Source organism: Psychrobacter sp. DM4 (assembly GCF_051307035.1).
GTDB lineage: Bacteria > Pseudomonadota > Gammaproteobacteria > Pseudomonadales > Moraxellaceae > Psychrobacter.
The window spans coordinates 695921-722008 of the sequence record NZ_CP195536.1 but is presented as its reverse complement, the minus strand read 5'-3'; the positions used below and the strand labels follow the sequence as shown (position 1 = coordinate 722008).

The 26088-nt window shown below is 45.1% G+C and carries 13 protein-coding genes, 2 tRNA genes and 3 rRNA genes; 6 read left to right on the top strand and 12 right to left on the bottom strand.

What is annotated here, in order from left to right:
• The first annotated feature begins 89 nt into the window (after nucleotides 1-89).
• The gene (locus tag ACR64G_RS03260; RefSeq protein WP_435980100.1) at nucleotides 90-899 is read left to right on the top strand and encodes a dienelactone hydrolase family protein; all 810 of its coding nucleotides are present in this window, start codon (nucleotides 90-92) and stop codon (nucleotides 897-899) included.
• Between the two features lie 124 nt (nucleotides 900-1023).
• Nucleotides 1024-3810: a phosphoenolpyruvate carboxylase gene (gene ppc / locus ACR64G_RS03255; RefSeq protein WP_435980099.1), complete on the top strand. Its 2787-nt coding sequence runs from the start codon at nucleotides 1024-1026 to the stop codon at nucleotides 3808-3810.
• A gap of 16 nt (nucleotides 3811-3826) precedes the next feature.
• On the opposite strand, the gene ACR64G_RS03250 is transcribed toward ppc, so the two are convergent.
• From ACR64G_RS03250 to ACR64G_RS03240, 3 genes are all read right to left on the bottom strand, one after another.
• Entirely contained in the window at nucleotides 3827-4450 is a 624-nt protein-coding gene (locus tag ACR64G_RS03250) for a DUF938 domain-containing protein (RefSeq protein ID WP_435980098.1), read from the bottom strand.
• Nucleotides 4451-4522: 72 nt separating this feature from the next.
• The gene (locus ACR64G_RS03245) at nucleotides 4523-4987 is read right to left on the bottom strand and encodes a flavodoxin family protein (RefSeq protein WP_435980097.1); all 465 of its coding nucleotides are present in this window, start codon (nucleotides 4985-4987) and stop codon (nucleotides 4523-4525) included.
• Between the two features lies 1 nt (nucleotide 4988).
• Complete coding sequence (locus tag ACR64G_RS03240; RefSeq protein WP_435980096.1) at nucleotides 4989-5402, bottom strand: OsmC family protein; 414 nt, start codon at nucleotides 5400-5402, stop codon at nucleotides 4989-4991.
• Between the two features lie 178 nt (nucleotides 5403-5580).
• Between ACR64G_RS03240 and ACR64G_RS03235 the strand changes: the two genes are divergently transcribed.
• Nucleotides 5581-7008: a hypothetical protein gene (locus tag ACR64G_RS03235; protein ID WP_435980095.1), complete on the top strand. Its 1428-nt coding sequence runs from the start codon at nucleotides 5581-5583 to the stop codon at nucleotides 7006-7008.
• Nucleotides 6990-7322, top strand: coding sequence for a hypothetical protein (locus tag ACR64G_RS03230; RefSeq protein ID WP_435980094.1), 333 nt, complete (start codon nucleotides 6990-6992; stop codon nucleotides 7320-7322). Before ACR64G_RS03235 ends, ACR64G_RS03230 begins: the two co-directional genes overlap by 19 nt.
• Nucleotides 7323-7443: 121 nt before the next feature.
• Here ACR64G_RS03230 and rrf read toward each other — a convergent pair.
• From rrf to ACR64G_RS03195, 7 genes are all read right to left on the bottom strand, one after another.
• A 5S ribosomal RNA gene (gene rrf, locus ACR64G_RS03225) occupies nucleotides 7444-7558 on the bottom strand.
• Nucleotides 7559-7677: 119 nt separating this feature from the next.
• Nucleotides 7678-10537: ribosomal RNA gene (locus ACR64G_RS03220) — 23S ribosomal RNA — on the bottom strand.
• A gap of 315 nt (nucleotides 10538-10852) precedes the next feature.
• Nucleotides 10853-10928 (bottom strand) — tRNA-Ala (locus tag ACR64G_RS03215).
• A gap of 129 nt (nucleotides 10929-11057) precedes the next feature.
• Nucleotides 11058-11134, bottom strand: a tRNA-Ile gene (locus tag ACR64G_RS03210).
• An 88-nt stretch (nucleotides 11135-11222) separates the two neighbouring features.
• Nucleotides 11223-12762: ribosomal RNA gene (locus ACR64G_RS03205) — 16S ribosomal RNA — on the bottom strand.
• The 16S, 23S and 5S rRNA genes sit together here with 2 tRNA genes alongside, the layout of an rRNA operon.
• 753 nt (nucleotides 12763-13515) lie before the next feature.
• Nucleotides 13516-17616 (bottom strand): ESPR-type extended signal peptide-containing protein, encoded by a 4101-nt coding sequence (locus ACR64G_RS03200; protein WP_435980093.1) that lies wholly within the window; start codon nucleotides 17614-17616, stop codon nucleotides 13516-13518.
• A 149-nt stretch (nucleotides 17617-17765) separates the two neighbouring features.
• Entirely contained in the window at nucleotides 17766-20891 is a 3126-nt protein-coding gene (locus tag ACR64G_RS03195; protein ID WP_435980092.1) for an ESPR-type extended signal peptide-containing protein, read from the bottom strand.
• Nucleotides 20892-21256: 365 nt separating this feature from the next.
• On the opposite strand from ACR64G_RS03195, the gene ACR64G_RS03190 reads away from it, so the two are divergent.
• Together ACR64G_RS03190 and ACR64G_RS03185 are read left to right on the top strand one after the other, a co-directional pair.
• Nucleotides 21257-21886 carry a response regulator transcription factor gene (locus tag ACR64G_RS03190; protein WP_435980091.1) on the top strand — a complete coding sequence of 210 codons (630 nt, stop codon included), beginning with the start codon at nucleotides 21257-21259 and terminating at the stop codon, nucleotides 21884-21886.
• Between the two features lie 70 nt (nucleotides 21887-21956).
• Entirely contained in the window at nucleotides 21957-24071 is a 2115-nt protein-coding gene (locus ACR64G_RS03185; protein ID WP_435980090.1) for an ATP-binding protein, read from the top strand.
• 95 nt (nucleotides 24072-24166) lie between these two features.
• Here ACR64G_RS03185 and pssA read toward each other — a convergent pair whose 3' ends face one another.
• Nucleotides 24167-25042, bottom strand: a complete 876-nt coding sequence (gene pssA, locus ACR64G_RS03180; protein WP_435980089.1) for a CDP-diacylglycerol--serine O-phosphatidyltransferase — start codon at nucleotides 25040-25042, stop codon at nucleotides 24167-24169.
• Nucleotides 25043-25049: 7 nt separating this feature from the next.
• On the bottom strand, nucleotides 25050-25934 hold the full coding sequence (locus ACR64G_RS03175; RefSeq protein ID WP_435980088.1) for a 23S rRNA (adenine(2030)-N(6))-methyltransferase RlmJ: 885 nt from the start codon (nucleotides 25932-25934) through the stop codon (nucleotides 25050-25052).
• Between the last annotated feature and the right edge of the window lie 154 nt (nucleotides 25935-26088).

Here is a 26088-nt window from a genome sequence, read left to right as displayed (position 1 = left end):
TATAAGGTATGATTTTATGTGAAGTTATAAGATATAAGTTATCTATTGAGCGTACTCACGCTTTAATCATCCACTCAAAGAGGCTTTTTATGTCACTCCTGCCAAACACTCCCCTATCTGCGCGCTTGTCAAAAGGCACTTATCGCTCATTAGTTGGTAGCGCAGCACTTAGCGTACTAGCATTGACTATGAGTCAAAGCGCGTTTGCTATCACAACCAAGGACATTGCCTATACGGTAGACAATCAAGATTATCAAGGCTATTACGCTAAAGCTGATCAAGCGAACGCACCTTTTATCTTACTTATTCATGACTGGGACGGGCTTACAGACTACGAGAAAAAACGTGCTGATATGCTAGCTGCCGAGGGCTATAACGTCCTAGCTGCTGATATGTTTGGCGCAGGTATTCGTCCTACCGAAATGGCGGACAAAAAAAGACTCACCGCCGAGCTGTATGAGGATAGATCCAAAATGCGCCGTTTACTTGCCGGCGCCCTAACTGTCGGTCAACAGCAAGGCAATAATGTTCGAAATGGCACCACGATGGGATACTGTTTCGGTGGTAGTGTTGCGCTTGAGCTTGCACGATCAGGCTTTGAGCAAAAAGCCTTTGTACCTTTTCACGGCGGGCTTGAGCTTCCGGCAGGTCAAAATTACAACACCACTAGCGGTGAGATTTTAGTCTTTCATGGCACAGCAGATGAAGCCGTTCCTTTAGAAGATTTCACTGCGCTTGGCAAAACGTTGGAGACAGCTAACGTCGCGCATGAGATGATTACCTATAGCGGCGCGGTTCATGCCTTTACTGACTTTAACAATCCTGATAGATACAATGCGCGTGCAGATGAGCGCTCTTGGAATCGTTATCTGACCTTTTTAGAAAATAGCTATAAATAGATTTGTCTAATTGTACAACTCTGTATGGAGCTATTAGCGTTACTTTTTTTATTTTGCATGCTTCAGTTCTAGACTGAGGCATGTTGTACTTAGAATTTAGGAAAAGGCTAACAAGGAGGACAATATGCTATTACAAAACGATATATTACGCTCACGTGTCAGGTTACTAGGGTCATTTTTAGGAGAGGCGATAGCTCGTCAATCAGGAAAAGACACATTAAATACTATCGAGACGCTGCGTAAGGGCTTTATCCAACAGCGCCGCGAACCAAATGAGCAGAGCAAACAGCAGCTGATTGACCTCATTGCCTCCTTAGACAATCAAACCTTAAAAAATGTCATTCGAGCTTTTTCAATTTACTTTTTTTTGGCGAATTTAACCGAAGAAAATCATCTACGTGAACAGCGCCGAGTTATGCGTGCAGAGTCCAATCAGAGCTGGGAGGGTTCCTTTCGCCGCACTCTACTAGAATGCCGTGAGCGCAATATCGCACCTGACCAAATCAAAGCGCTTATCGATCAGCTCAAATTTATCCCCGTGTTTACCGCTCACCCCACTGAGGCGCGCAGACGCACGACAATGAACATTTTGCAGACGCTCTATGAGCATAGTGATGCGCTCAATCATGTCTCTGAGGATAGCCTAGCGTTTGAGCAAGCCAAGCAAAAAACCGCTGAAACCATCGATCTGTTATGGTCATCAGATGAGGTGCGTACTCGTAAACCTCTCGTTTATGATGAGATCAATAACGGTCTACACTATTTTAATGCCAGTTTATTCACCGCTATTCCCAAAGTGTACCGCAACATAAAAAACGCCTTAGTCGATATTTATCCTGAGCTCACTGACTATCCCTTGCCGGCCTTTGTTAGTTTTGGCTCTTGGATAGGCGGTGATAGAGACGGCAATCCGTTTGTCACGCATGAGACGACTGAAATGGCAGTACTGATGCATGCCAATGCTGTGCTGCGTCATTATCAAGTACTAATCAAACAATTGCGCCGTGAGTTAATTCACAGCGATACCGTCGTTGATATTGCGCCAGATATCTATACTCGTATCTCAGACTACAGTGAACTTGATAAAAAGGTATTTGCCTATAATCTTAACGATTACAATAATGAGCCGTATCGTAGGCTACTATCAATCATTCTTGCCAAAGTGAAAGCGACCAATGAGTATATCCAAAGCCAAGGTTTGGATACTGATTCAAATACCGAGGCGGCAGGTGATGCTTATCTAACGCCGCAAGGTCTGTTGGATGATCTACGCCTGATTCGTCGTAGTGTCAATGAGCATGACAAAGCGCATGCTGATGGCTCAGTGCTTGATATGATACGCCTTGTAAAGACCTGCGGCTTTCATCTAGCGGCGCTTGATATACGTCAAGACTCAGGCTATCACGGCGAGGTTATTGCCGATATTTTTGCCCACGCATCAAACCTACCTGATTACCAGGAGCTTAGCGAGATTGAGCGTCAAGAGTGGCTGACACGCTTACTCAAAAACCCAGGGACACCGCTACTATATATCGATAATTTGAGCGAACAAACCCGAGAGCAACTTGATTTAATGCAGTCAGTGGCTAAGCTGCGCAAACTGGTCGGAGCTGATACTTTTGGCAGCTATGTCATTTCGATGACCAACAATGCCAGTCAGATTTTAGAAGTATTACTACTCATGCGTTTTGCTGGATTATCTGGTATCAATGATGAGGGACATCTGTTTGCAGCACTACCGGTCGCGCCTTTATTTGAGACGATCGATGACCTCAAAAACATCGATAAGATTTTGCCTACGGTTTTGGACAACCCCTTGTATCGTCAACTTTTAGAGCAATCAGACAACACCCAAGAGATTATGCTCGGTTACTCTGACTCCTCAAAAGACGGCGGCATTATTACCTCGGCTTGGCAGTTATATAGCGCACAGCAAACGATTACGCGTATCGCTAACGAATACGGTATCAATACTCGTCTATTTCACGGTCGCGGTGGTTCAATTAGCCGCGGTGGGGGCTCAACTCATCAGGCGATTGCAGCTCAGCCTACAGGCACATTAGATGGTCAAATCAAATTCACCGAACAAGGCGAAGTGCTATACGCCAAATACGCCAATCCAGACACTGCTGTCTTTCAGCTTACTATGGGCATAACAGGTGCGCTCAAAGCCAGCTCTTCCAAGTTTTTAGAGCAACCCTCAAACTTAGAGCATTATGAGAATTTATTTGCACGCTTAGCTGATGCGGGTGAAGCGCAGTATCGTGCGTTGACCGATAATACCAAAGGGTTTTATGCTTTTTATTCTGAGGCCACGCCCGTACAAGAGATATCACTGCTTAATATCGGCTCACGTCCTGCCCACCGCAAAAAAGGCTTACCTAGCAAATCTACCATTCGCGCTATACCTTGGGTATTTGGCTGGTCGCTAGCGCGCTTTACCCTGCCCGCTTGGTATGGCGTTGGTAGTGCTTTGGATAGCGTCAAACGAGACGAAGAGTTGATGAAGGAGATGAATGCGAACTGGCCATTTTTTAATGTTTTTGTTAGCAACATAGAGATGGCATTTACAAAATCTGAGATGACTATTGCGCGTGCTTACAGCTTACTCTGTGATGATGAGAGCTTGCGCGAGCTCATTATGGATGATGTGGTCAAAGAACATGAGCTGACGCATTCTGGTCTTAACTCTTTGCTCAATCAAGAGTCCTTATTGTCTAATCAACAGGAGTTGGCGGCATCCTTAGAATGGCGTAATGCTTACCTAGACCCTATTAACTATATTCAAATTGAGCTGCTCAAACGATTGCGTCAACCAGATAGCTCTGAAGATAAAGACAGGCTGGACGTAGAAGACCCGCTTATTCGTAGCATCAATGCTCTTGCAGCAGGGTTACGAAATACAGGGTAATAGTAATATCTATAGGTTATACCTGCGCTCGCTTTTGAAAGACAAGTATTTGATTATTTGCAGGCATAGCGTATTGATTAGACAACACTAAGTCGTGATTTTGCGCTAAGGCGATAACGTCTTCTTTGTTTCGGATACCGCTAGCGGGATCACGTTGCCTTAGTGACAAATCAAAATGTCGATTACTTGCGCTTGTATATCTGCCCTCTTCATTGAATGGGCCATAAATCATCAGCTTACCATCAATAGGTAGGGTATCACTGACCAACTCAATTAAGGTTTGAACTAAAGACCAGCTTATAATGTGAAAGGTATTCGCTGTAAATACCGCATCGTAAGAGCTATGACTATTATTATTGAACGGAATTGAGTCGCAAGTTAAATCAAACGCTAATGGCGCTTTTAGATTAGGCGCAGGATAAGCGCTATGCCAAGTATTTATGTGGTCATGATGAGCTGTGACATCGCTAGTTTGCCAAGTTACACGAGGTAAATTTGGTGCAAAATATACACTATGCTGCCCCGTTCCTGAGCCTATCTCCAATACATGTGCATAACTTTGTAGCTCTAGTTGCAAAACTTCCAAGATCGCATCTTTATTGTTTTCGCAAGCTTGCGAAAAAGGTTGAGGAGCAGTCATATTTCTTAATCCCAATTACATGGTTTGATCTAAGTATCAAAATCTTTCTTGGATCATAAAACTCTTCTTTATCTAATAAATACCCGCCTCGACTCCAGCAGCCAAAGTCATGGCGAGCTCCTCTACCTGATGAGTAAAACTCTCTTGCCAATCACCTTTCAGAACAAGCGTGTCTTGGATTTGGTTCCATCGGAGTCCTGTGATAATTGCCTTTATGGCAAGTGTAGTCCCTGTGCCATCATGACCAGCACGAATGTACAAAGCAAAAGGCAGCCCTTGTTTTTGTTCTAACACTGAATAATAGCAACGATCAAAGAAGTCTTTGGTTAGTCCTGCCATATAAGCAAGATTCTCAGTCGTTCCCAACAAGACTGCATCGGCGGTTAGTATGTCTTCAGGGTGCGTATCTTGAGGCGATTTGAGAATCACATTGATGTCTATATCAGAATGGCTTGCGCCCTCGTAGGCCGCTTGTGCTAGTTTTTGAGTATTAAATGATGGGGCATGGGCGACAATGAGTAACGTTTTAGATGCCATATCAACTCTCGTCTGTATAAGTAAACGTAACGTTTTGAACGATATCAGGATGAAGGCTTCTTGCTACAGGGCAGGTTAGCGCCGTGTTATAAAATATGGTTTGAGTTTTTTTATCTAACTTTTGCAAAAAACTCATAGCAACATGTATCTCACTCACACGCCTAGGATCGACTGCCATGACTTTAGTTACCTCAGCAGTAGTACCCGTAATATCGATATTCATCTCAGCCGCTTTTATGCCAATGATTGTCAGCATACAACTGGCCAAACTAGTTGCTAATAAATCCGTTGGCGAAAATGCCTCGCCTTTTCCTTGGTTGTCTGTTGGCGCATCTGTGATAATCTCATTACTAGATTGCAAATGTACTGCGCTAGTACGCAATGATCCTTGATAATTAACCTTTGATGTACTCATATCGTTCTGCCTTTTATATGAATTATCTAACCTGTTTTGACAATTTAGGATTTGTTTTAGTAAAGCTCTTATATTCTAATAATTAGTCATTGGGACTTTATACTGTGACATTTGTGCATTACAATTGCTCACTGAGTATGTCATAGACTTGACCAAATTTGTAAAGGACTTTACCCTCATGAACATTCATGATCTATCAGAGTATCAACTCTATAAACTTAAATCTATAGATCCAGCCCTTAGCTCTGATTGGTATGACTCTATCGAAAAAATCTTGCCCAAATTACACAAAAAAAGCCAGTACAGCGTCTACAAGAACATTTTGAAGCCGCGCGGTATAACCATTAGCGCAGATAAAAAACTAGTTTACCAGAGCCCTGAAACTCTGAGTTTTACTCTTGCTAGTATTCAAACTAATAATAAGGACCTTATTTCTATAGCTTCACATATGCTCAAAGTGACTGACTCTGATAACAAGGTCCATAACGCTATAGCATTAGCTGATAAAGTAGAAGCCTTATTAGGTCACTTAGATAACTTGGACGTTCAGGGTTCTTTGCTCGATCAAAAAAACCGCCACCGAATACGCATAGCATTTTTGTATGATCTGGCAGCGTGGATTGACACTATAGAGTTAACCATACATTCAGGTCTGCGTCAGCTAAATAGTGATATCGTAAAGTCTTACTTCAAAGAGGTCTTCATCAAACAGCAGGTTCAAGGTAGAGATTTTAGAAGTTGGGACTCATCAGATTTAGAATTTCAAGAGTTTACTCATTTTCCTACTTTTATAAAAAAAGAAGCTTTGGATAGAAAATTCTTTATCGTTGAGGGGCAACACTATTGGTTTTTAATTGGTATTGCTGACCAAGTTGATAAAAACCCCTACTCTTTTAGAAGGTTTTTGCACGAGGATAGCAGTGGAGGCGGTCATCATCAGTTTGTTTTTTTGACTCACGTCGTACTGGATAAACAACATATAAGCGATCCTAAATATATGGAACATGCAACTTATTGTATGTCTAGGCTGTACACTTTGGATAGAGGCGTATCTGATACTATTTTAAAGTTCGTCAATGAGATTAAGCGTTTGTATAACTGTTATTTAAGACCACTACTCAAAGAGCCTCTAGAACAAGACGGTAGCCAACCTGAAGTCGTGATCAAAAATCGTCTTATTAAGTACGAAAAACAATTATCTCTATTGATACTGCAAAAATTACCTAATGTAATTAAGCTCACAGAAAATGATGTAAACGATAGAAATTATTTATTCTATCACTTAGATCAATTAACAAAACAAATGAGTGATAATATTCAGGACTTTAGATTGCAACCGCTAGTGATGTATTCTGATAGCGGTGAAGTCATGATTATTAAGTTTATAGCTATGCGTAAACTCTTAGACAAATTACGTTTGGTATTAAATGCTGAGCAGCAAAGAATCGATGAGTATTCTGATCATATCAAAATACCACTAACTACGGTTAAAGAAAAACTAGAAGAAACCGAAACATCTTTAGGAGAGCTTCAGTCTTTTAAAGACAGTATAGCGAATTATAATGAGGTTCAAGAGAATGGAAGTTTTTGGCAAAACTTAAGGTAGGTAAAACACCTAACTACTCGTTAGAGGATATCATTGAAACAGAACAATCGGTTAATGAAGATCTATTTATGTTTATCGTTCGCATGGCAAAAAACCAGAATAAAGGTATGGTGTATCCAGAGTTTGAATGTAACGAGATCATCAACAATAAATATAGACATTATGCGCTAGCAGACGGAGATTTAGGAATTAGTCGTCTACCTCGTGTGTTACGACTTAGTGAAGATAGACGTCGTTTTAATTCTGCCTCTATCAAAGAAGCAGTATACCAAGACATATTTGAGTCTAATCAGGAATGGAAATCACAGGTATAACGCAGATAAAATAAGTAAATCTATAGAGAGCTGTATACAACAGCTCTTTTTTACATACAAGAACTCAAGCCAAAGCAAAACCCCCTGTGACTTATGTCACAGGAGGTCTCTTAGAATAGAGCGCTGACGATGACCTACTCTCACATGGCCGGAGCCACACTACCATTGGCGCTACGATGTTTCACTTCTGAGTTCGGGAAGGGATCAGGTGGTGCCATCGTGCTATTGTCGTCAGCAAAGGGGTTAGATATGAGTCTGTGTTGTTTTACTTATTTTGACTAAGTATCACTATTCCTGAATCAAGGATATAGGTGATATCGAAATAGTTGCTTGATACAAACCACTTGGGTGTTGTATGGTCAAGCCAAACGAGCAATTAGTACAGGTTAGCTACACACATCGCTGTGCTTCCACACCCTGCCTATCAACGTCGTAGTCTTCAACGGCTCTTTAGGGAAATCTTATCTTGAGGTGGGCTTCCCGCTTAGATGCTTTCAGCGGTTATCCCATCCGAACGTAGCTACCGGGCAATGCCATTGGCATGACAACCCGAACACCAGTGGTTCGTCCACTCTGGTCCTCTCGTACTAGGAGCAGCTCCTCTCAAATTTCCAACGCCCACGGTAGATAGGGACCGAACTGTCTCACGACGTTCTAAACCCAGCTCGCGTACCTCTTTAAATGGCGAACAGCCATACCCTTAGGACCTGCTTCAGCCCTAGGATGAGATGAGCCGACATCGAGGTGCCAAACACCGCCGTCGATATGAACTCTTGGGCGGTATCAGCCTGTTATCCCCAGAGTACCTTTTATCCGTTGAGCGATGGCCCTTCCATACAGAACCACCGGATCACTAAGACCTACTTTCGTACCTGCTCGACTTGTGGGTCTCGCAGTTAAGCGCGCTTTTGCCTTTATACTCTACGACCGATTTCCGACCGGTCTGAGCGCACCTTCGTACTCCTCCGTTACTCTTTAGGAGGAGACCGCCCCAGTCAAACTACCCACCATACATTGTCCTCGGTATTGTTATACCTGAGTTAGAACCCCAACATGACCAGGGTGGTATTTCAAGATTGGCTCCACAAACACTAGCGTGTCTGCTTCAAAGCCTCCCACCTATCCTGCACAAGTCAGGTCAAAGTTCAATGTAAAGCTGTAGTAAAGGTTCACGGGGTCTTTCCGTCTAGCCGCGGGTACACAGCATCTTCACTGCGATTTCGATTTCACTGAGTCTCTGCTGGAGACAGCGCTGCCATCATTATGTCATTCGTGCAGGTCGGAACTTACCCGACAAGGAATTTCGCTACCTTAGGACCGTTATAGTTACGGCCGCCGTTTACTGGGGCTTCGATCAAGAGCTTCGCTTACGCTAACCCCATCAATTAACCTTCCAGCACCGGGCAGACATCACACCCTATACGTCCACTTTCGTGTTTGCAGAGTGCTGTGTTTTTAATAAACAGTTGCAGCAGCCTGGTATCTGCGACTGTCAGCAGCTCAAGGAGCATGTCCTATCACCACCAACAGCGTACCTTCTCCCGAAGTTACGGTACCATTTTGCCTAGTTCCTTCAGCAGAGTTCTCTCAAGCGCCTTGGTATTCTCTACCTGATCACCTGTGTCGGTTTAGGGTACGATTCGTTTATAACTATTGCTTAGAAGCTTTTCCTGGAAGCATGGTATTTGCCACTTCACTGTACAAGTACAGCTTGCTATCAGATCTCGACCTTGTTGTAGCCCGGATTTACCTAAGCCACAAGCCTACATCCTTTCACCTGGACAACCAACGCCAGGCTGACATAACCTTCTCCGTCCCTCCATCGCATTATAAACAAGTATCGGAATATTAACCGATTTCCCATCGACTACGCCTTTCGGCCTCGCCTTAGGGGTCGACTCACCCAGCCCCGATTAACGTTGGACTGGAACCCTTGATCTTCCGGCGTGCGAGCTTTTCACTCGCATTATCGTTACTCACGTCAGCATTCGCTCTTGTGATACCTCCAGCATGCCTTACGACACACCTTCACAGGCTTACACAACGCTCCCCTACCACTTGAAAACAAATTCAAATCCGCAGCTTCGGCTCCTAGTTTGAGCCCCGTTACATCTTCCGCGCGGGCCGACTCGACTAGTGAGCTATTACGCTTTCTTTAAAGGATGGCTGCTTCTAAGCCAACCTCCTAGCTGTCTATGCCTTCCCACCTCGTTTCCCACTTAACTAGGAATTTGGGGCCTTAGCTGGCGGTCTGGGTTGTTTCCCTCTCCACAATGGACGTTAGCACCCACTGTGTGTCTCCCGGATATCACTCATCGGTATTCGGAGTTTGCATCGGTTTGGTAAGTCGGTATGACCCCCTAGCCGAAACAGTGCTCTACCCCCAATGGTGTTCGTCCGAGGCGCTACCTAAATAGCTTTCGGGGAGAACCAGCTATCACCGAGTTTGATTAGCCTTTCACCCCTATCCACAAGTCATCCCCTGGCTTTTCAACGACAGTGGGTTCGGTCCTCCGGTTGATGTTACTCAACTTTCAACCTGCTCATGGATAGATCACTCGGTTTCGGGTCTATGCCCTGCAACTATGTCGCCCTATTAAGACTCGGTTTCCCTACGGCTCCCCTAACGGTTAACCTCGCTACAGAACATAAGTCGCTGACCCATTATACAAAAGGTACGCAGTCACCCCAATAAATTGAGGCTCCTACTGCTTGTACGCACACGGTTTCAGGTTCTATTTCACTCCCCTCACAGGGGTTCTTTTCGCCTTTCCCTCACGGTACTGGTTCACTATCGGTCAGTCAGGAGTATTTAGCCTTGGAGGATGGTCCCCCCATCTTCAAACAGGATTTCTCGTGCCCCGCTCTACTTAATATGTCAACTCTAGAATTTAAAATACAGGACTATCACCTACTACGGTCAGCTTTCCCACGCTGTTCTTCTATTCTAAAGTCAATCGGCTTCTCCCCGTTCGCTCGCCGCTACTTGGGGAATCTCATTTGATGTCTATTCCTAAGGGTACTGAGATGTTTCACTTCCCCTCGTTCGCTTCCTAATAAATTAGGATACCTAGCTTATGCTAGGTGGGTTTCCCCATTCAGAAATCTCCGGATCACAGGATATTGCCGCCTCCCCGAAGCTTATCGCAGGCTGTCACGTCTTTCATCGCCTCTGACTGCCAAGGCATCCACCATGTGCGCTTAATTACTTGACCATACAACCCCAAAGGGTCTTTGTCTCACAATTATAACGATATCACCTATGTTTACGCTTGATTCAGTTCTCTTATTACTTTTTAATAACTCACCCCTGGGATAACAACTGATGTCGTTAAGAGGTGAGCTATTAAGGTTAAGATTAACGCGTGAACACGTTAGTCCTAACCCAGACTCATATCTATGTTTTTAAATAGTTCCTGTATCTTCGTCAGATTCCAGGTTCTGTATAAAACAGAAGTAAATAATCATCAACGATTACTTAATTCTGTTTATGCTCTCTATAATATTCTATCTAATCGCGCTGTTTATAATGGTGGAGCCAAACGGAGTCGAACCGTTGACCTCCTGCGTGCAAGGCAGGCGCTCTACCAACTGAGCTATGGCCCCTGAGAAGCGTGTAAAAATTGCACTGCAATTTTAGCTTCGCAAGGAAAATCCTTTAAATAGGATTTTCAAAAAGCTTTAATTACTTTTAGCTCATGCAATGTAACGACTGTTCTAACTACCGCTTAATAATGGTAGGCCTGGGCAGACTTGAACTGCCGACCCCCGCGTTATCAACACGGTGCTCTAACCAGCTGAGCTACAGGCCTATGTCTGCCTGTAAAGGCAAAGCTAATAAACTAGCTTAAAACTAAAGAACAACTTGTTGTGAATTCTTGCCAAGATGAATGCTGTCTATAAGGAGGTGATCCAGCCGCAGGTTCCCCTACGGCTACCTTGTTACGACTTCACCCCAGTCATCAACCACACCGTGGTGAGCGCCATCCTAAAAGGTTAGGCTACCCACTTCTGGTGCAATCAACTCCCATGGTGTGACGGGCGGTGTGTACAAGGCCCGGGAACGTATTCACCGCGGCATTCTGATCCGCGATTACTAGCGATTCCTACTTCATGGAGTCGAGTTGCAGACTCCAATCTGGACTACGATAGGCTTTTTGAGATTCGCATCACATCGCTGTGTAGCTGCCCTCTGTACCTACCATTGTAGCACGTGTGTAGCCCTGGTCGTAAGGGCCATGATGACTTGACGTCGTCCCCGCCTTCCTCCAGTTTGTCACTGGCAGTATCCTTAGAGTTCCCGGCTTAACCCGCTGGTAACTAAGGACAAGGGTTGCGCTCGTTGCGGGACTTAACCCAACATCTCACGACACGAGCTGACGACAGCCATGCAGCACCTGTATTCTAATTCCCGAAGGCACTCTCGTATCTCTACAAGATTCTAGATATGTCAAGACCAGGTAAGGTTCTTCGCGTTGCATCGAATTAAACCACATGCTCCACCGCTTGTGCGGGCCCCCGTCAATTCATTTGAGTTTTAACCTTGCGGCCGTACTCCCCAGGCGGTCTACTTATTGCGTTAGCTGCGTCACTAAGTCCTCAAGGGACCCAACGACTAGTAGACATCGTTTACGGCGTGGACTACCAGGGTATCTAATCCTGTTTGCTACCCACGCTTTCGAGCCTCAGTGTCAGTATTATGCCAGAAGGCTGCCTTCGCCATCGGTATTCCTCCAGATCTCTACGCATTTCACCGCTACACCTGGAATTCTACCTTCCTCTCACATACTCTAGCTCTACAGTTTCAGATGCAGTTCCCAGGTTGAGCCCGGGGATTTCACATCTGACTTATCGAGCCACCTACGCTCCCTTTACGCCCAGTAATTCCGATTAACGCTTGCACCCTCTGTATTACCGCGGCTGCTGGCACAGAGTTAGCCGGTGCTTATTCTGCAGCTAATGTCATCGTCTATGGGTATTAACCATAGAGTCTTCTTCACTGCTTAAAGTGCTTTACAACCAAAAGGCCTTCTTCACACACGCGGCATGGCTGGATCAGGGTTGCCCCCATTGTCCAATATTCCCCACTGCTGCCTCCCGTAGGAGTCCGGACCGTGTCTCAGTTCCGGTGTGGCTGATCATCCTCTCAGACCAGCTACAGATCGTCGCCATGGTAGGCCTTTACCCCACCATCTAGCTAATCCGACTTAGGCTCATCTAATAGCGAGAGCAGTAAACTGCCCCCTTTCTCCCGTAGGTCGTATGCGGTATTAATATGGGTTTCCCCATGCTATCCCCCACTACTAGGTAGATTCCTAAGTGTTACTCACCCGTCCGCCGCTCGTCATCTTCTAGCAAGCTAGAAATGTTACCGCTCGACTTGCATGTGTTAAGCCTGCCGCCAGCGTTCAATCTGAGCCATGATCAAACTCTTCAGTTTAATCTTGCTATGAAGCTCTTTAAAGAAGCTTCTAAACTTGGCTCATCTAATCTGGCAAAATCGCTAAAAATTATGTTCGTAATGAATTAACTTTGAGTTTTTCTGCTGACTAAATGATAATTTTTATAGTTAATAACTCCTCCGAAAAGAGAAGATAGTCAACTTTATTTTTAGCATTCTTGTCTCAGCAAAAATCCACACAAGTTGTTCTTTAGTTTCGCTTTTAAATAGTGTCTCACCTCTGTCGTCCAGTAGGTAAGTATATCCCTTCAATTTGAAGGTTGCTAGTAACGAATCCCTTACAGGCTTTGCTATCTAGCGAGCCGACTATCTTATCATAATGATTGATATTGTCAAGCTCTTTTATAATTTGTTTCATCCGATTCGCTGGTCGCTATCACTAGGTGTTCTTAGTGTTTAACCGCTAGCTTGTCTCGATGAGGTGCGTATTATAGACGGTTAAATTGTGGTGTCAAGAGGTTATTTAATTTAGTTTGAGGTTTTTATCTGGCTTACTAGGTAAGTCGGTTAAAACGTCATTCTAATAGCTTGCTTAAAATATGATGAATCATTTGTCTAAGTAGCTTCCCTTTCGACTGGGTGGCATTATACGTAGTTTAACGGAGGGGTCAAGGGATATCTAGAATTTATTTTTAAACATTATAGAAAAACATTTATATTTCTCCTAACTAAAACAAGCCTACCACCAAATGATAGTAGACTTGCGTTTCGTATCACGAACTAAACTACTATTTAGTCAAAGGTATAACTCACACCTACGTTACCTCCATTTTGACTACCGCTACCACCAAACGCGCTATTAAACGAAATCTGTCCATTTGGTGTCGTATAGCCAATACCTACGGCATACCCTGTCTCACCTTCCCATGTGCCGCCCCCGAGACCAACACTGACTTTACCGGGTACGTTAGGATAGCGTAGTGCGCCAAAGGCTAATGCGCCCGCTACTGCTGAGTAGGTTTCGTCTTCTAGTCTATCAACCGCGCTATCGGTATAACCAAAAGCATCTGCACGAGACTGGTTAAGTTGTGCGACATTCACCGCATCATTTGGGTTAATGCCAGATGCGACATTAGTAATACGGCGTTGATTGTTGGTACTACCCACAGACACCGTATTATCCGCACTGGTCTGTGAGTTCGCTCCTAGTGCTACCGAGTTGTTATTAGTTACACTACTATTAGAGCCGATAGCCACGGCATTGGTTGCTTGAACGTTTACTGACTCACCGATAGCAACAGAGTTTGAGGCATCGGTTGCATTAGTAAAGGTTGGGTTGCCTTGCGCATCTGCCGTAGCGGCTGTAGCACCAACGGTTGCATTGCTACCTAAGACGACTGAGTTGCTGGTGGTGTTGCCTATGACGTTGTCATTACCTACCGCGTAGTTAGCATTACCACCGACGATGTTAGGATCACCGAAAGCGCCTGAACGGTTACCTGAGACGATGTTGCCTTTACCGACACTGGTAGATTGATCGCCAGTGACTATGCTGTCCGTTCCTATAGCAGTACTATTTGTACCCGTTGCTTTGGTATTGACACCAATAGCGATTGCGCCTGTAGCTGTGGCACCATTGTTGTTAAAATTGCCTTGGGTTTTCTCTTCATTTGTATTGACGCTAAAGAAGCGAGTCTCACTCTCTTCTATCTGCGCTTCTAGTTCAACTCTGGCCTCTTCGCTAATACCTGATTCGCCTTGTTCACCTTGAATGCCCTGTTCGCCCTGAATACCTTGAGCACCTGTTGCACCGTCTTGACCATTTAGGCCGTTAGTACCGTTAGTGCCGTCTTGACCTGCTACACCTTGTTCACCTTGGATTCCTTGTTCGCCTTGAACACCCATTGCACCATCGGCACCGTTTACTCCAGCATCGCCCTGTAGTCCTTGAAGGCCTCGTTCGCCTTGAGCACCTGTTGCACCGTCTTGACCATTTAGGCCGTTAGTACCGTTAGTGCCGTCTTGGCCTGCTATACCTTGCTCGCCTTGAAGACCTTGTTCACCTTGAATGCCTTGAATGCCTTGAGCGCCATCAGCACCGTTAACACCGTCTTGACCTGCTACACCTTGTTCACCTTGGATTCCTTGTTCGCCTTGTTCACCCTGAATGCCCTGTTCACCTTGAACACCCATTGCACCATCGGCACCGTTTACTCCAGCATCGCCCTGTAGTCCTTGAAGGCCTCGTTCGCCTTGCTCACCTTGAATCCCTTGTTCGCCTTGAGCACCTGTTGCACCGTCTTGACCATTTAGGCCGTTAGTACCGTTAGTGCCGTCTTGGCCTGCTATACCTTGCTCGCCTTGAAGACCTTGTTCGCCTTGTTCACCCTGAATGCCCTGTTCACCTTGAACACCCATTGCACCATTAGCGCCATCTTGACCTGCTACACCTTGGATACCTTGGATTCCTTGTTCGCCTTGTTCACCCTGAATGCCTTGTTCACCCTGTGGGCCTGGTGTAAGTTCAATGTTATTAATTTGTCCTTGCAAGTCAGTCAGTCTTCCATCAACGGCTGTGAATGCTGAACCTACGTCGTTATAATTAGTATTATTAATACGATAGGTCGGTGCTTGGAAAGTGCCGTTCATGTTGAACGCGGCATTACCACCAAAGGCAGAGGCTAGGTTCTGTGCTTGAGAGAAGCTGTTCGTCTCTACTCTTTGTAGCTGTGCCACATTGACCGCATCAGTATCAGTCGTCCCTGCGGCGACGCCTGTGATTTGACGGGTTTGCCAATTGGCAGGATCAGCATCACTAATATTACCAACACTCACTGCCGCTAAGGTCGATTGCCATGTGGCATCGGTTCTACCATTAGCGCTAAAGCCTTGTGCGCCTGCATCGACTGTGGTGACGCTTTGACTGCCTAGAGCGATGCTGTTGCGAATGTCAGCAGTAGAACCTGTACCCATGGCTATGCTATCGCGAGCACTGGCGACTGAGGTATTGCCAACCGCTGTTGCGCGAATACCACTCGCGGTTGCGCCTATGCCTAAGTCTTCATAATCTGCTGCTGCGAACTCAAATATGGGATCATTATTAGTGTCTAATTTGAAGCGTCGACCTTCGTCATCAACTTCTATATCTGTTGTAGCTGCTGCAAACTCTGCTTGAACTATCGCGCCATCGATAGCTACTAGGCCATCTTCTCTACCACTACCAACTGCTGTCGCACCCGTAGCTGAGGCAACACTGCTACTGCCCATTACGCTACTAAATATACCTGAGGCTTCGTTGCGGTAGCCGATCGCTGAACTCGCTAGTGCTGTTGTTCGGTTCCTTTTACCGAGGGCTGAGCTGTCTTCAGCTTCGAGGGTCGTAAAGTTCTGCGAACCTACTGCTGAGCTATCAACGCCGCGGGCAATGTTATTGCGACCTAATGCTGAGCTGTCATTACCTCCTGATATATTACCTTGACCAAAGGCTGAGCTATCGTCACCTACCGCTGTGTTGGTATGACCAAAAGCAGACGCTTGATTACCTAATGCTCTGTTTTGGTTACCTACCGCTGAGGCCTCTTCGATTGAGTTACCACTATTATCGGTACTACTGACTCGATTGCCGAAACCTACTGCTACACCGAACTGACTTGATGCTCTGTTACTTATGCCTATCGCTGAGCCAGCATTACCTGAAGTCTGACTATTTATACCAATAGCCAATGATCCGGCACCCGTCGCGCCATCATTATCGCGATTAGATGCTGCATCAGATGCATCTGAATTGATACTGACATAACGGATCTTTTGATCTTTTAGCTGAGCCACATTGACCGCATCAGTATCAGTCGTCCCTGCGGCGACACCTGTGATCTGACGGGTTTGCCAATTAGCAGGATCAGCATCACTGGTATCTCCTACACTCACTGCCGCTAAGGTTGATTGCCATACTGGTGTGGTTCTAGCGTCCGCACCAAAGCCTTGTACGCCTGCATCGACTGTGGTGACGCTTTGGCTACCTAAAGCAATACTATTATCAATATTAGCTGTTGATCCTGTACCCATCGCGATGCTATCGCGAGCGCTTGCGACTGAGGTATTGCCAACCGCTGTTGCGCGAATACCACTCGCGGTTGCACCTATGCCTAATGCTTCATAGTCTGCATCTGCGAACTCAAAGATCTGACCACCATTACCGTCATCTCTAAAACGACGATTCTGACTATCTGTCTGTATGGGCGTGGTCGCAGCGGTAAAGTCGGCTTGTACGACGGCGCCTGCTACTGGAACTTGTTTAAAGGAACTTGCACTACCACTACCAACGGCAGTAGCGCCTGCTTCTGAGGCTTCACTGAAACTACCTACTGCTGAGCTATAAAGACCTGAGGCTATGTTGCTACGACCCATCGCTGAGCTATTACGAGCTGAAGCTGTGTTTTCATAACCCATCGCTGAGCTAAAGCCACCTGAAGCTTGATTAAAATTACCGATCGCTGAGCTAAAGTCACCTGAGGCTTCGTTTGCACGACCCACCGCTGAGCTGGAAAAATTTGAGGCTGTGTTACCAATACCTAGCGCCGAGCTAAAGGTACCTGAGGCTTCGTTGCCAAGACCACAAGCAAAAGCAGAATTACCAGTAGCGGTGCTGCTGCTAGTCGAGTTACCAGGATCAAGTATACAGACCTCTGCCTGAGCGCTCATCATTGTCAGTCCCAAGATACTGCCTATAGCCACTGCGATGGTACGATGACGTAGCGTTGTGCCTGTCGTACTGGCTGGTACGGTACCCGTCGTAGACTTGCTAGATTTGCCACCAGATTTGGCGATTTCACTCACTGCGACATAGCAGCCTGTTGAACGATTAAAGATGACGCGATAGACATGGTTTAGCATAAGAGAGTCCTAATGTTTATATAAATATAAGTCGTTAAGTTATAGCCGTCTGTGTAGCATGTTTCTTGAGTTAGTTAGATGCTTAATATCCATCTAACTAACTCCTAAGCGCTTTATTTAGAGAGTATAAGTGCACTTGCTGTTATTTATTACCAACCAAAACCTACGCCTACACCTGCAGAGGACTCATTATCACTAAAAGCACCACTAAATGTCACTGACGCATTATCAGAAACGACACGTTGATAACCAATAGCTACCGCCTGCTCGCTTCCTTGAAAACCCATACCTAGACCTACGCGATTGCGCTGATTCATGCCACTGACGCTGGTACCCATGTTTTGGATAGCAGCACTCATCGCTCCGACTTTGTCAATGCGTTGATCCTGCTCTTTAAAGCGTGAATCTATATCACCTCTGAATAAGCCTAAGTTCTGATCGAATGCTGCAAAACGCTGATTGGTATAGTCGTTAGCGAGATCTAAAGTTTGACTATCATCAGCTTGACTCTGACCAACATTGACCGCATCATTAGCATCAACTCCAGCTGCAACATTAGTAATGCGTCGTTGGTTGTTTGCATTACCTACTGATACCGTATTATCCGCACTAGTCTGAGAGTTCGCTCCTAGGGCTACCGAGTTGTTATTAGTAGCGCTGCTGTTAGAGCCAATAGCCACGGCATCCGTTGCCTGAACATTGACTGACTCACCAATAGCTACTGAGTTTGAGGCATCGGTTGCATTAGCAAAGACTGGATTGCCATTAGTATCGGTCGTTGCAGAAGTGGCCCCAACGGTGGCATTGCTACCTAAGACCACTGAATTGCTCGTGGTGTTGCCTATAGTGTTGTCATTACCGACGGCGTAGTTAGCACTACCGCCAACTATGTTAGGATCACCGAAAGCGCCTGAGCGATCGCCTGAGACGATGTTGCCTTTGCCGACGCTGGTAGATTGATCACCCGTGACTATGCTATCCGTTCCTACAGCAGTGCTATTTGTACCCGTTGCTTTGGTATTGACACCAATGGCTATGGCACCATCAGCTGTCGCACCGTTACCATTAGAGTTGCCTTCGTTTTCGTCATCAAAGCTATTGATACTTACAAATTGAACTTTACTATCTTCAATCTGCTCTACTAGTTCAGCTCTAGCTTCTTCGCTAATTCCTGAATCACCCTTGTCACCTTTTTCACCGTCTTGACCTGCTACGCCTTGCAAACCTTGTTCACCTTGAATGCCCTGCTCGCCTTGAATGCCCTGCTCGCCTTGAATGCCCTGCTCGCCTTGCAAACCTTGTTCACCTTGGATACCTTGCTCGCCTTGGATACCTTGCTCGCCTTGAATGCCCTGCTCGCCTTGGATACCTTGCTCACCCTGAGCACCATCGACACCGTTAATGCCGTCTTGACCATTTAAGCCGTCAATACCATCGACACCATCAGTGCCTGCTATCCCCTGCTCACCTTGAAGACCTTGTTCGCCTTGGATACCTTGCTCGCCTTGAGCGCCATCGACACCGTTAATGCCGTCTTGACCGTTTAAGCCATCAGCGCCATCATTGCCATCAGTACCATCCTGACCTGCTATGCCTTGTTCACCTTGAAGACCTTGAGCACCAGTTTCACCCTGAACCCCTTGCAGACCTTGTTCGCCCTGAACACCTTGAGCACCATCTTGACCATTTAAGCCATTAGTACCGTCCTGACCGTTAGTTCCGTCAGTACCTGCTATACCTTGGATGCCCTGATTTCCTTGAGCGCCCGTTGCGCCAGTTTCACCTTGAATACCTTGGGCACCCGTTGCACCGTCCTGACCATTTGTACCATCAATACCGTTAGTTCCAGCAACACCTTGTTCGCCTTGAAGGCCTCTTTCACCCTGAATACCTCGTTCGCCTTGAGCGCCTGTTGCACCGTCTTGACCATTGATCCCATTAGTGCCATCCTGACCTGCTACACCTTGGATGCCCTGATCTCCTTGAGCGCCCATTGCGCCATTTTCCCCTGCTACGCCCTGCAAGCCCTGTTCGCCTTGAACACCTGTTGCGCCAGTTTCACCTTGAATACCTTGGGCACCCGTTGCACCATCTTGGCCATTCGTACCATTTACTCCAGCATCACCCTGTAGTCCTTGAAGGCCTCGTTCGCCTCGCTCGCCTTGGATACCCTGATCACCCATTGCACCATTAACACCGTCTTGACCTGCTACCCCTTGTTCACCAGTAGCACCAGTTGCCCCTTGAAAACCTCTCTCACCCCGAGCACCAGTAACCCCTCGCTCACCTTGAATGCCTCGCTCACCTTGAATGCCTCGCTCACCTTGAATGCCTCGCTCACCTTGAATGCCTCGCTCACCTTGAATGCCTCGCTCGCCCTGAATCCCTTGAGCACCATCAGCACCATCAGCACCATCAGCACCATTTTGCACAGAGTTAGCCACTTGTCTTAGCTGAGCAATATTGACGGCATCGGTATCCGCTGTCCCTGCAGCCACACCTGTAATTTGACGAGTTAGGTTATTATTAGTGTTGCCGACACTAACCGCTGCAAGGGTAGATTGCCATGTGGCATTGGTTCTACCATTAGCACCAAATCCTTGCACGCCTGCATTAACCGTAGTAACGCTGCGCTCTCCTAAAGCCACACTATTAGCAATATTAGCCGTCGCGTTTGAGCCAATAGCTATGCTGTTATTAGCGAAAGCGGTGTTGTTAAAACCTATCGCTGAGCTATTTGTACCTTGAGCAGTGTTGCTACTACCTATCGCCGAGCTATCTTGACCTGAGGCATTATTAGTACGACCAATTGCAGAAGCTGCAAAAGCTGAAGCATTGTTCTGAAAGCCTATTGCCGAGCTAAATCTTTGTGACGCTTGGTTTGAAGAGCCTATCGCTGAGCTGGCAACGCCTGACGCTTGGTTTTGAAAACCTATTGCTGAGCTGGCCTGATTTGAGGCTATATTACCAAAACCACAAGCTGTAGCTTCAACACCATTTCCAGAGCTACCACCCGTTGGGTTACCATTGAGAAGACATACCTCTGCCTGAGCACCAACTGCTGTCAGTCCTAACGTCAGACCCAACGCACCACTTATCGCCACCGCTATCGCTTGGCGACGCCATAACTTGTCTGTAGTAGTTGCTGGGATAGCGCCAACAGTACCTACTTGAGTTGAGCGACTTGACTTGCCGCCCGATTTAGTGATTTCACTCACTGCCATATAGCAGCCCGTTGAGCGGTTGAAGATGACGCGGTAGACATGGTTTAGCATAAGGATATCCTAGTAATTGAGTGAGTAATCAATAGCGCAAGCAAATATTTAGGGAGACAACAGAGAATAATAGCTTTAGAATCAGGTAATTATTGAAATAAAGTATTTTTGATAAGACGACTAGATGATAGAAATAAGAATTTAATTAGATTTGCAACTTGTGTCGCTAAAGTTACTGTTTGTAATTTTGTACTTTTAGTGTAAGACATATACTCTGTTTTTGTAATAGTACAAATATACTATTAAGTATGAACGGTCAAATATGAAGACAGACGGTATAGGCTCTTTTGAGTCAAAGGGCATAGCATTTGATTTATCGGTTGTGACACGATGAGTGAGTAAAACGAAAAGAGAATAGATTGAATATGACTGAAGAAGTAGCCAAAAAAAGTTTATTGCTAGTAGATGACCATGCTTTGTTTCGCGCAGGGTTACGTCTTATTTTACAAAGTAAAATAAAAGCAAATATTACTGAAATTGAGAAAATTAGCGATGTGACTGAACTAGATGTAGAAGTAGATGTGATCTTATTGGATATCTGTCTGCCAGGACTCAATGGCATTGACGGCATGAGTATTTTGCAAAAAAAATGGCCACAAGCGCGTATTATGTTGCTATCGGCACTTAGTAACCATCAAGATATCAACAAGGCACTAGCATTAGGGGCCAGTTGTTTTTTGAACAAAAATACAGATCCTGCGGTTATTTGCACTACGGTACAATCGCTTCTAAAATTGCATGTGTCAAATACGAGTAGTCAGGTCACCGCTATACCCCTGCCAGCGGTTACAGAAGCCAAGTCGCTGCTTAGTATTCGATTATTAGAGGTGTTAGGGCTTATGGCTGAAGGTCATAGTAATAAGTATATCGCTGACAAACTATTTCTTAGTGAGCATACGGTACGCAATTATACCGTTACACTAATGAAGCATTTTGAAGTCAATAATCGCACCAAAATTATCATTGCAGCGCAGCAAGCAGGGTATCTTACCTAATCGGCTCATTATCATCTTTATTAGTATTTTTTATACTCCTCTATAGTTTGAAAAGGTATGGTCATAGATTATGTTTAAAGACGATATAGAGGCTCTACCTAGCCTTATCCCAAACCACTATGATCCCAAACTAGTACTAGCAGAGCAGACCAAACTGGCTCATAGATATCTACCCTTAGCATTGTTAGGCACGCTTTTTACAGCACTCTGTTTTGTGGCAACGATGTACATCACCTACGATCTCAGTAACAATCAAAAGATACTCAATATATTCTGGATAGTCTATCAGGCGATTATTTTAGGGTCATTGTGGCAGATCACTCAACTAATACTAAAGCGGGTAGAGAGTCTTAGTCTTAAATTTTTAAAAAATATATTCATCAGTTTTGCTATATTATTTTCGTCGGCTATGATCTTGGGTATTATAGTCTTTACCGTTATGCTGCTCCATACGCCTGAAATGATGCTGCTTGCTACAAATGCTTTAGTCGTTGTTTGGATAGTATTTCATAGTATTATTCTTACCTTTTGCTGGAGCCACTGGGAAAAAATAAAAGCTTTATTTCATAAGCTTAATGCGCCTGACAAGCCTATAGAAACAGACCATACTCAAATGCCAGTTCTAAGTGCGGCGACTTCTGTGAGTCATGCTCATTATCTAGCTAACTACGCCGCTTATAGTGTGTTATTTGTCTGTGCACTTGCCATTGCCTGTCTATGGGCACTGGCTATTGGTAAAGCTTTTACGACTAACATCCAAAACTCAACGCAAGTAATAGTCCTGCTAGGACTGCATTTGGGTCTGTTAAGTGGTGGCATCTCATGTTTGGCAACGTTTTGGCGAGTTTATATTGCCTACGCTCTACCTAGTGTTTTTGTATGGATTTTTTTGTTGAGCTATATGACCGATACTGGACTCATCATTTTAGCTTTTGCTGTCATTGGGCTATTGTTCTTTGATATTTTCTTTGCTCGCCATACCTCTATTAATACCTTGAAGGCGATTTTGGTTTATATAGAAAACGAGAGTCTGATTGCTCAACTGCAAATAAAAACTCGCCAAGTCGAAGAAGCAAGCCTAGCGAAGACTAAAATCTTAGCATCAGCCAGTCACGATTTGCGTCAGCCTGTCCACGCGCTAAGTCTATTCATCGAAGCATTGGCTGATACTGACCTTGATCTTCATCAATCGCAGATAGTCGACTATGCAAAATCTGCCAGCCACTCTAGTCGAGAGATGCTCAATACGATATTAGATTACGCGCACATTGAGTCCGGTCAGATGACCGCGCAGTATACTGCTACCAATCTTGATAGTATTATTCAGAATCTGATCGATGAGTTTGGGATTCAGGCTGATAACAAAGGCTTATCCCTACGCTATACACCCAAAGGTACTTGGGTTATGACTGACCCTACTATGATCGCGCTTATCCTCAGAAACCTCATTAGTAATGCCATACGCTATACCAATGAGGGCGGTATAGTCGTTGGCGTACGCAAATCTCCAATAGTAAATCAATCTATCTTGATAACGTATTGTCGCGTTAGTGTTTGGGATACAGGAAGCGGCATGACTGCTGATGAAACGGAACAGATATTTGAATCGTTTTATCAGATAGAGCGTAACAAAACGACAGATCAAGGATTGGGTCTGGGTTTGGCTATCGTCAAAGGTATGACGCAACTGCTAAAAGCTGAGCTCGACGTCAAGTCAAGTATTGGTGTCGGATCGCAGTTCTCGATTGTGCTCCCAACTTGCCAGCCTATTAATGATGGGAATCTAGATAATAATACGACTATCGATCATCTCAAACAAAAGGTTGTGTTAATCATTGATGATGATGATGCCGTATTAAAATCAATGCAATTGTTGCTTGGCTCTTGGGGCTGTCAGCCTATTGCTGTAAAGACATTAGAGGATGCGGTAACTGCTTTTGCTGCACGTAGACCCGATATCGTGATCACTGACTTTCGCTTGGCTAATAATGTAACGGGTGAAGATATTATCCTTGCTATTCGAAAAAGCAGTGACCTTGCAAATGCAACGCCATTCATTATCTTGACCGCAGATACGTCACCGCAGCTATTTACGGCCACCAAAGCAATCAACCCACTAGTATTGCACAAACCTATAGACCCCAAAAATCTACGCCAACAATTACAGCAAATACTTGCGAAATAATATCTTTATTGTGCTCTGTTTAACTATTAAAAAAGGCCACCAGCTATTATCTTAGAAGGTGGCCTTTTCATGATCTCTATTAGGGTCTATCAATTTTAACTTTTCATCTTAGCTCTAACCGTAGTCACAATACCAGATAGCGCATAGATAATACCAATAGCTAGTAGCCCAACTGGAATATCATATAACACAATACCTATAACTAAAACTCCGACAATTAACGCCACAAAAGGCACTTTCTTCTTATCAAACTCTTTAAAGCTATAGTACTTAACATTGCTGACCATGAGTAACCCACAAATCACCACCCATCCTGCAAACAAGAACATAACAGCCGTATCGTAATACCCAACCCATTCGTTATGGTCAATGGCTACCATAACAGCAGCCGTCACCAAAATAGCGGCGAGCGGACTGGCTAAACCGACGAAGTATTTCTTGTCAACAATACCGACTTGTACGTTGAATCGTGCTAGACGAAACGCACCACATGCTGTAAACAGAAAAGCGCAAGCAAGACCAATACGACCTAACGGTTGCAGAGCAAAACTGTAGACCAAAATAGCAGGTGCAACGCCAAAAGCGAGCATATCGGCTAGCGAATCGTACTGTTCACCGAATGGGCTTTGTGCATTAAGCATACGTGCGACACGACCGTCAGCACCATCTAAGATAGCGGACAAGAAAATAGCTAATGCAGCTTTATAAAACTCGCCACTAGTACTGGCTAAGATTGAATAAAATCCTGATAACAGCGATAAAGTAGTGATTAAATTAGGCGCTAGGTAAACCCCACGACTGACTACTGGCTGCCCTTCAGCGACTTCGGTCTCTATCACCTCAAAGGTTAGCCCATCATAATCATCGTTATCAGCTAAGCGGATATTAAACTCATGCTCATCAACATAGGGCGGCTGGGTTGCCGCACTGTCATTAGTGGTTTTGTCAGATTTATTATCAAGACTCATCATTTTACCTTTATTCGCCAACCAGCCAGCGCACGTTGGTAGCGCTATCAGGAGTCATGTTAGGGGCATCAGCGACTTTGAGTGCTGGCTGTAAAAAGCGTAATATCTCGCGAGCTTGATTATCAAACTGCCAAGGCGGATTGATAATCAGCATACCAGTACCATTGAGGCCAACAGCAACGTCATTAGGGTAAACATTCAGCTCACAAATCAGCTGACGTCTCATATCGGTACGTTTTAGTTTCTTATAAAACAGCTCAACGGCTTCAATATTTTTGATGGGGAACCATAATGCATAAGTGCCTTGTGGCCACTTATTATAAGAAGCTACTAGTAAGTCAATCAAACGAGTAAAGTCTTTGTGCTCTTGCTCATAAGGCGGATCCAAAAAGATCAGACCACGGCGCTCAACAGGGGGAATGACTGCACGTATTCCCTCAAAGGCATCACGGTGGTGAATACCGATTGGCAGCTTATGCAATTGATAATTTAGCGCATCATACTCGCTCGCTTTAGCTTCAAAGGCTTCACCGCGTACGCCGCCCTCAGGGTTCTTTTCAACATGATGAGCAATCCACCACGGCGACCCTGGATAGACTTTGCTATCGTAAGTGAAGCGCGCTTGCTTGATGCCTTCCATATAATCTTTGATAGCGGCTGGTGCTTTTTCCATATCGACATCGGCCGATTTTAGCAAAGCTTGAATACCGCCTTTGGCCTCACCCGTCTTGCGTGCCTCTTCGCTACTAAGCGAATATAATCCGCGGCCACCATAAGCATCTAGCACATAAAAAGGCTTATTCTTTTGGCTTAATTGATTGAGCAGCTGTACGAGCAAGATGTGTTTGACCACATCGGCAAAGTTACCAGCGTGGTAGGCGTGTTTATAGTTCATAGTCTCAAAAGTTTAAATAAGAAAAATTGCATCTATGGTAGCATAGACAGCATAAAAGATAACGAGGTTTCGGTAACTCGTCATTGAATGGTGGGCGACGATAGAGGTCAGGGAGTTGTTTGACTATGCGTGTTTGATTATGCTTGTTACAGGG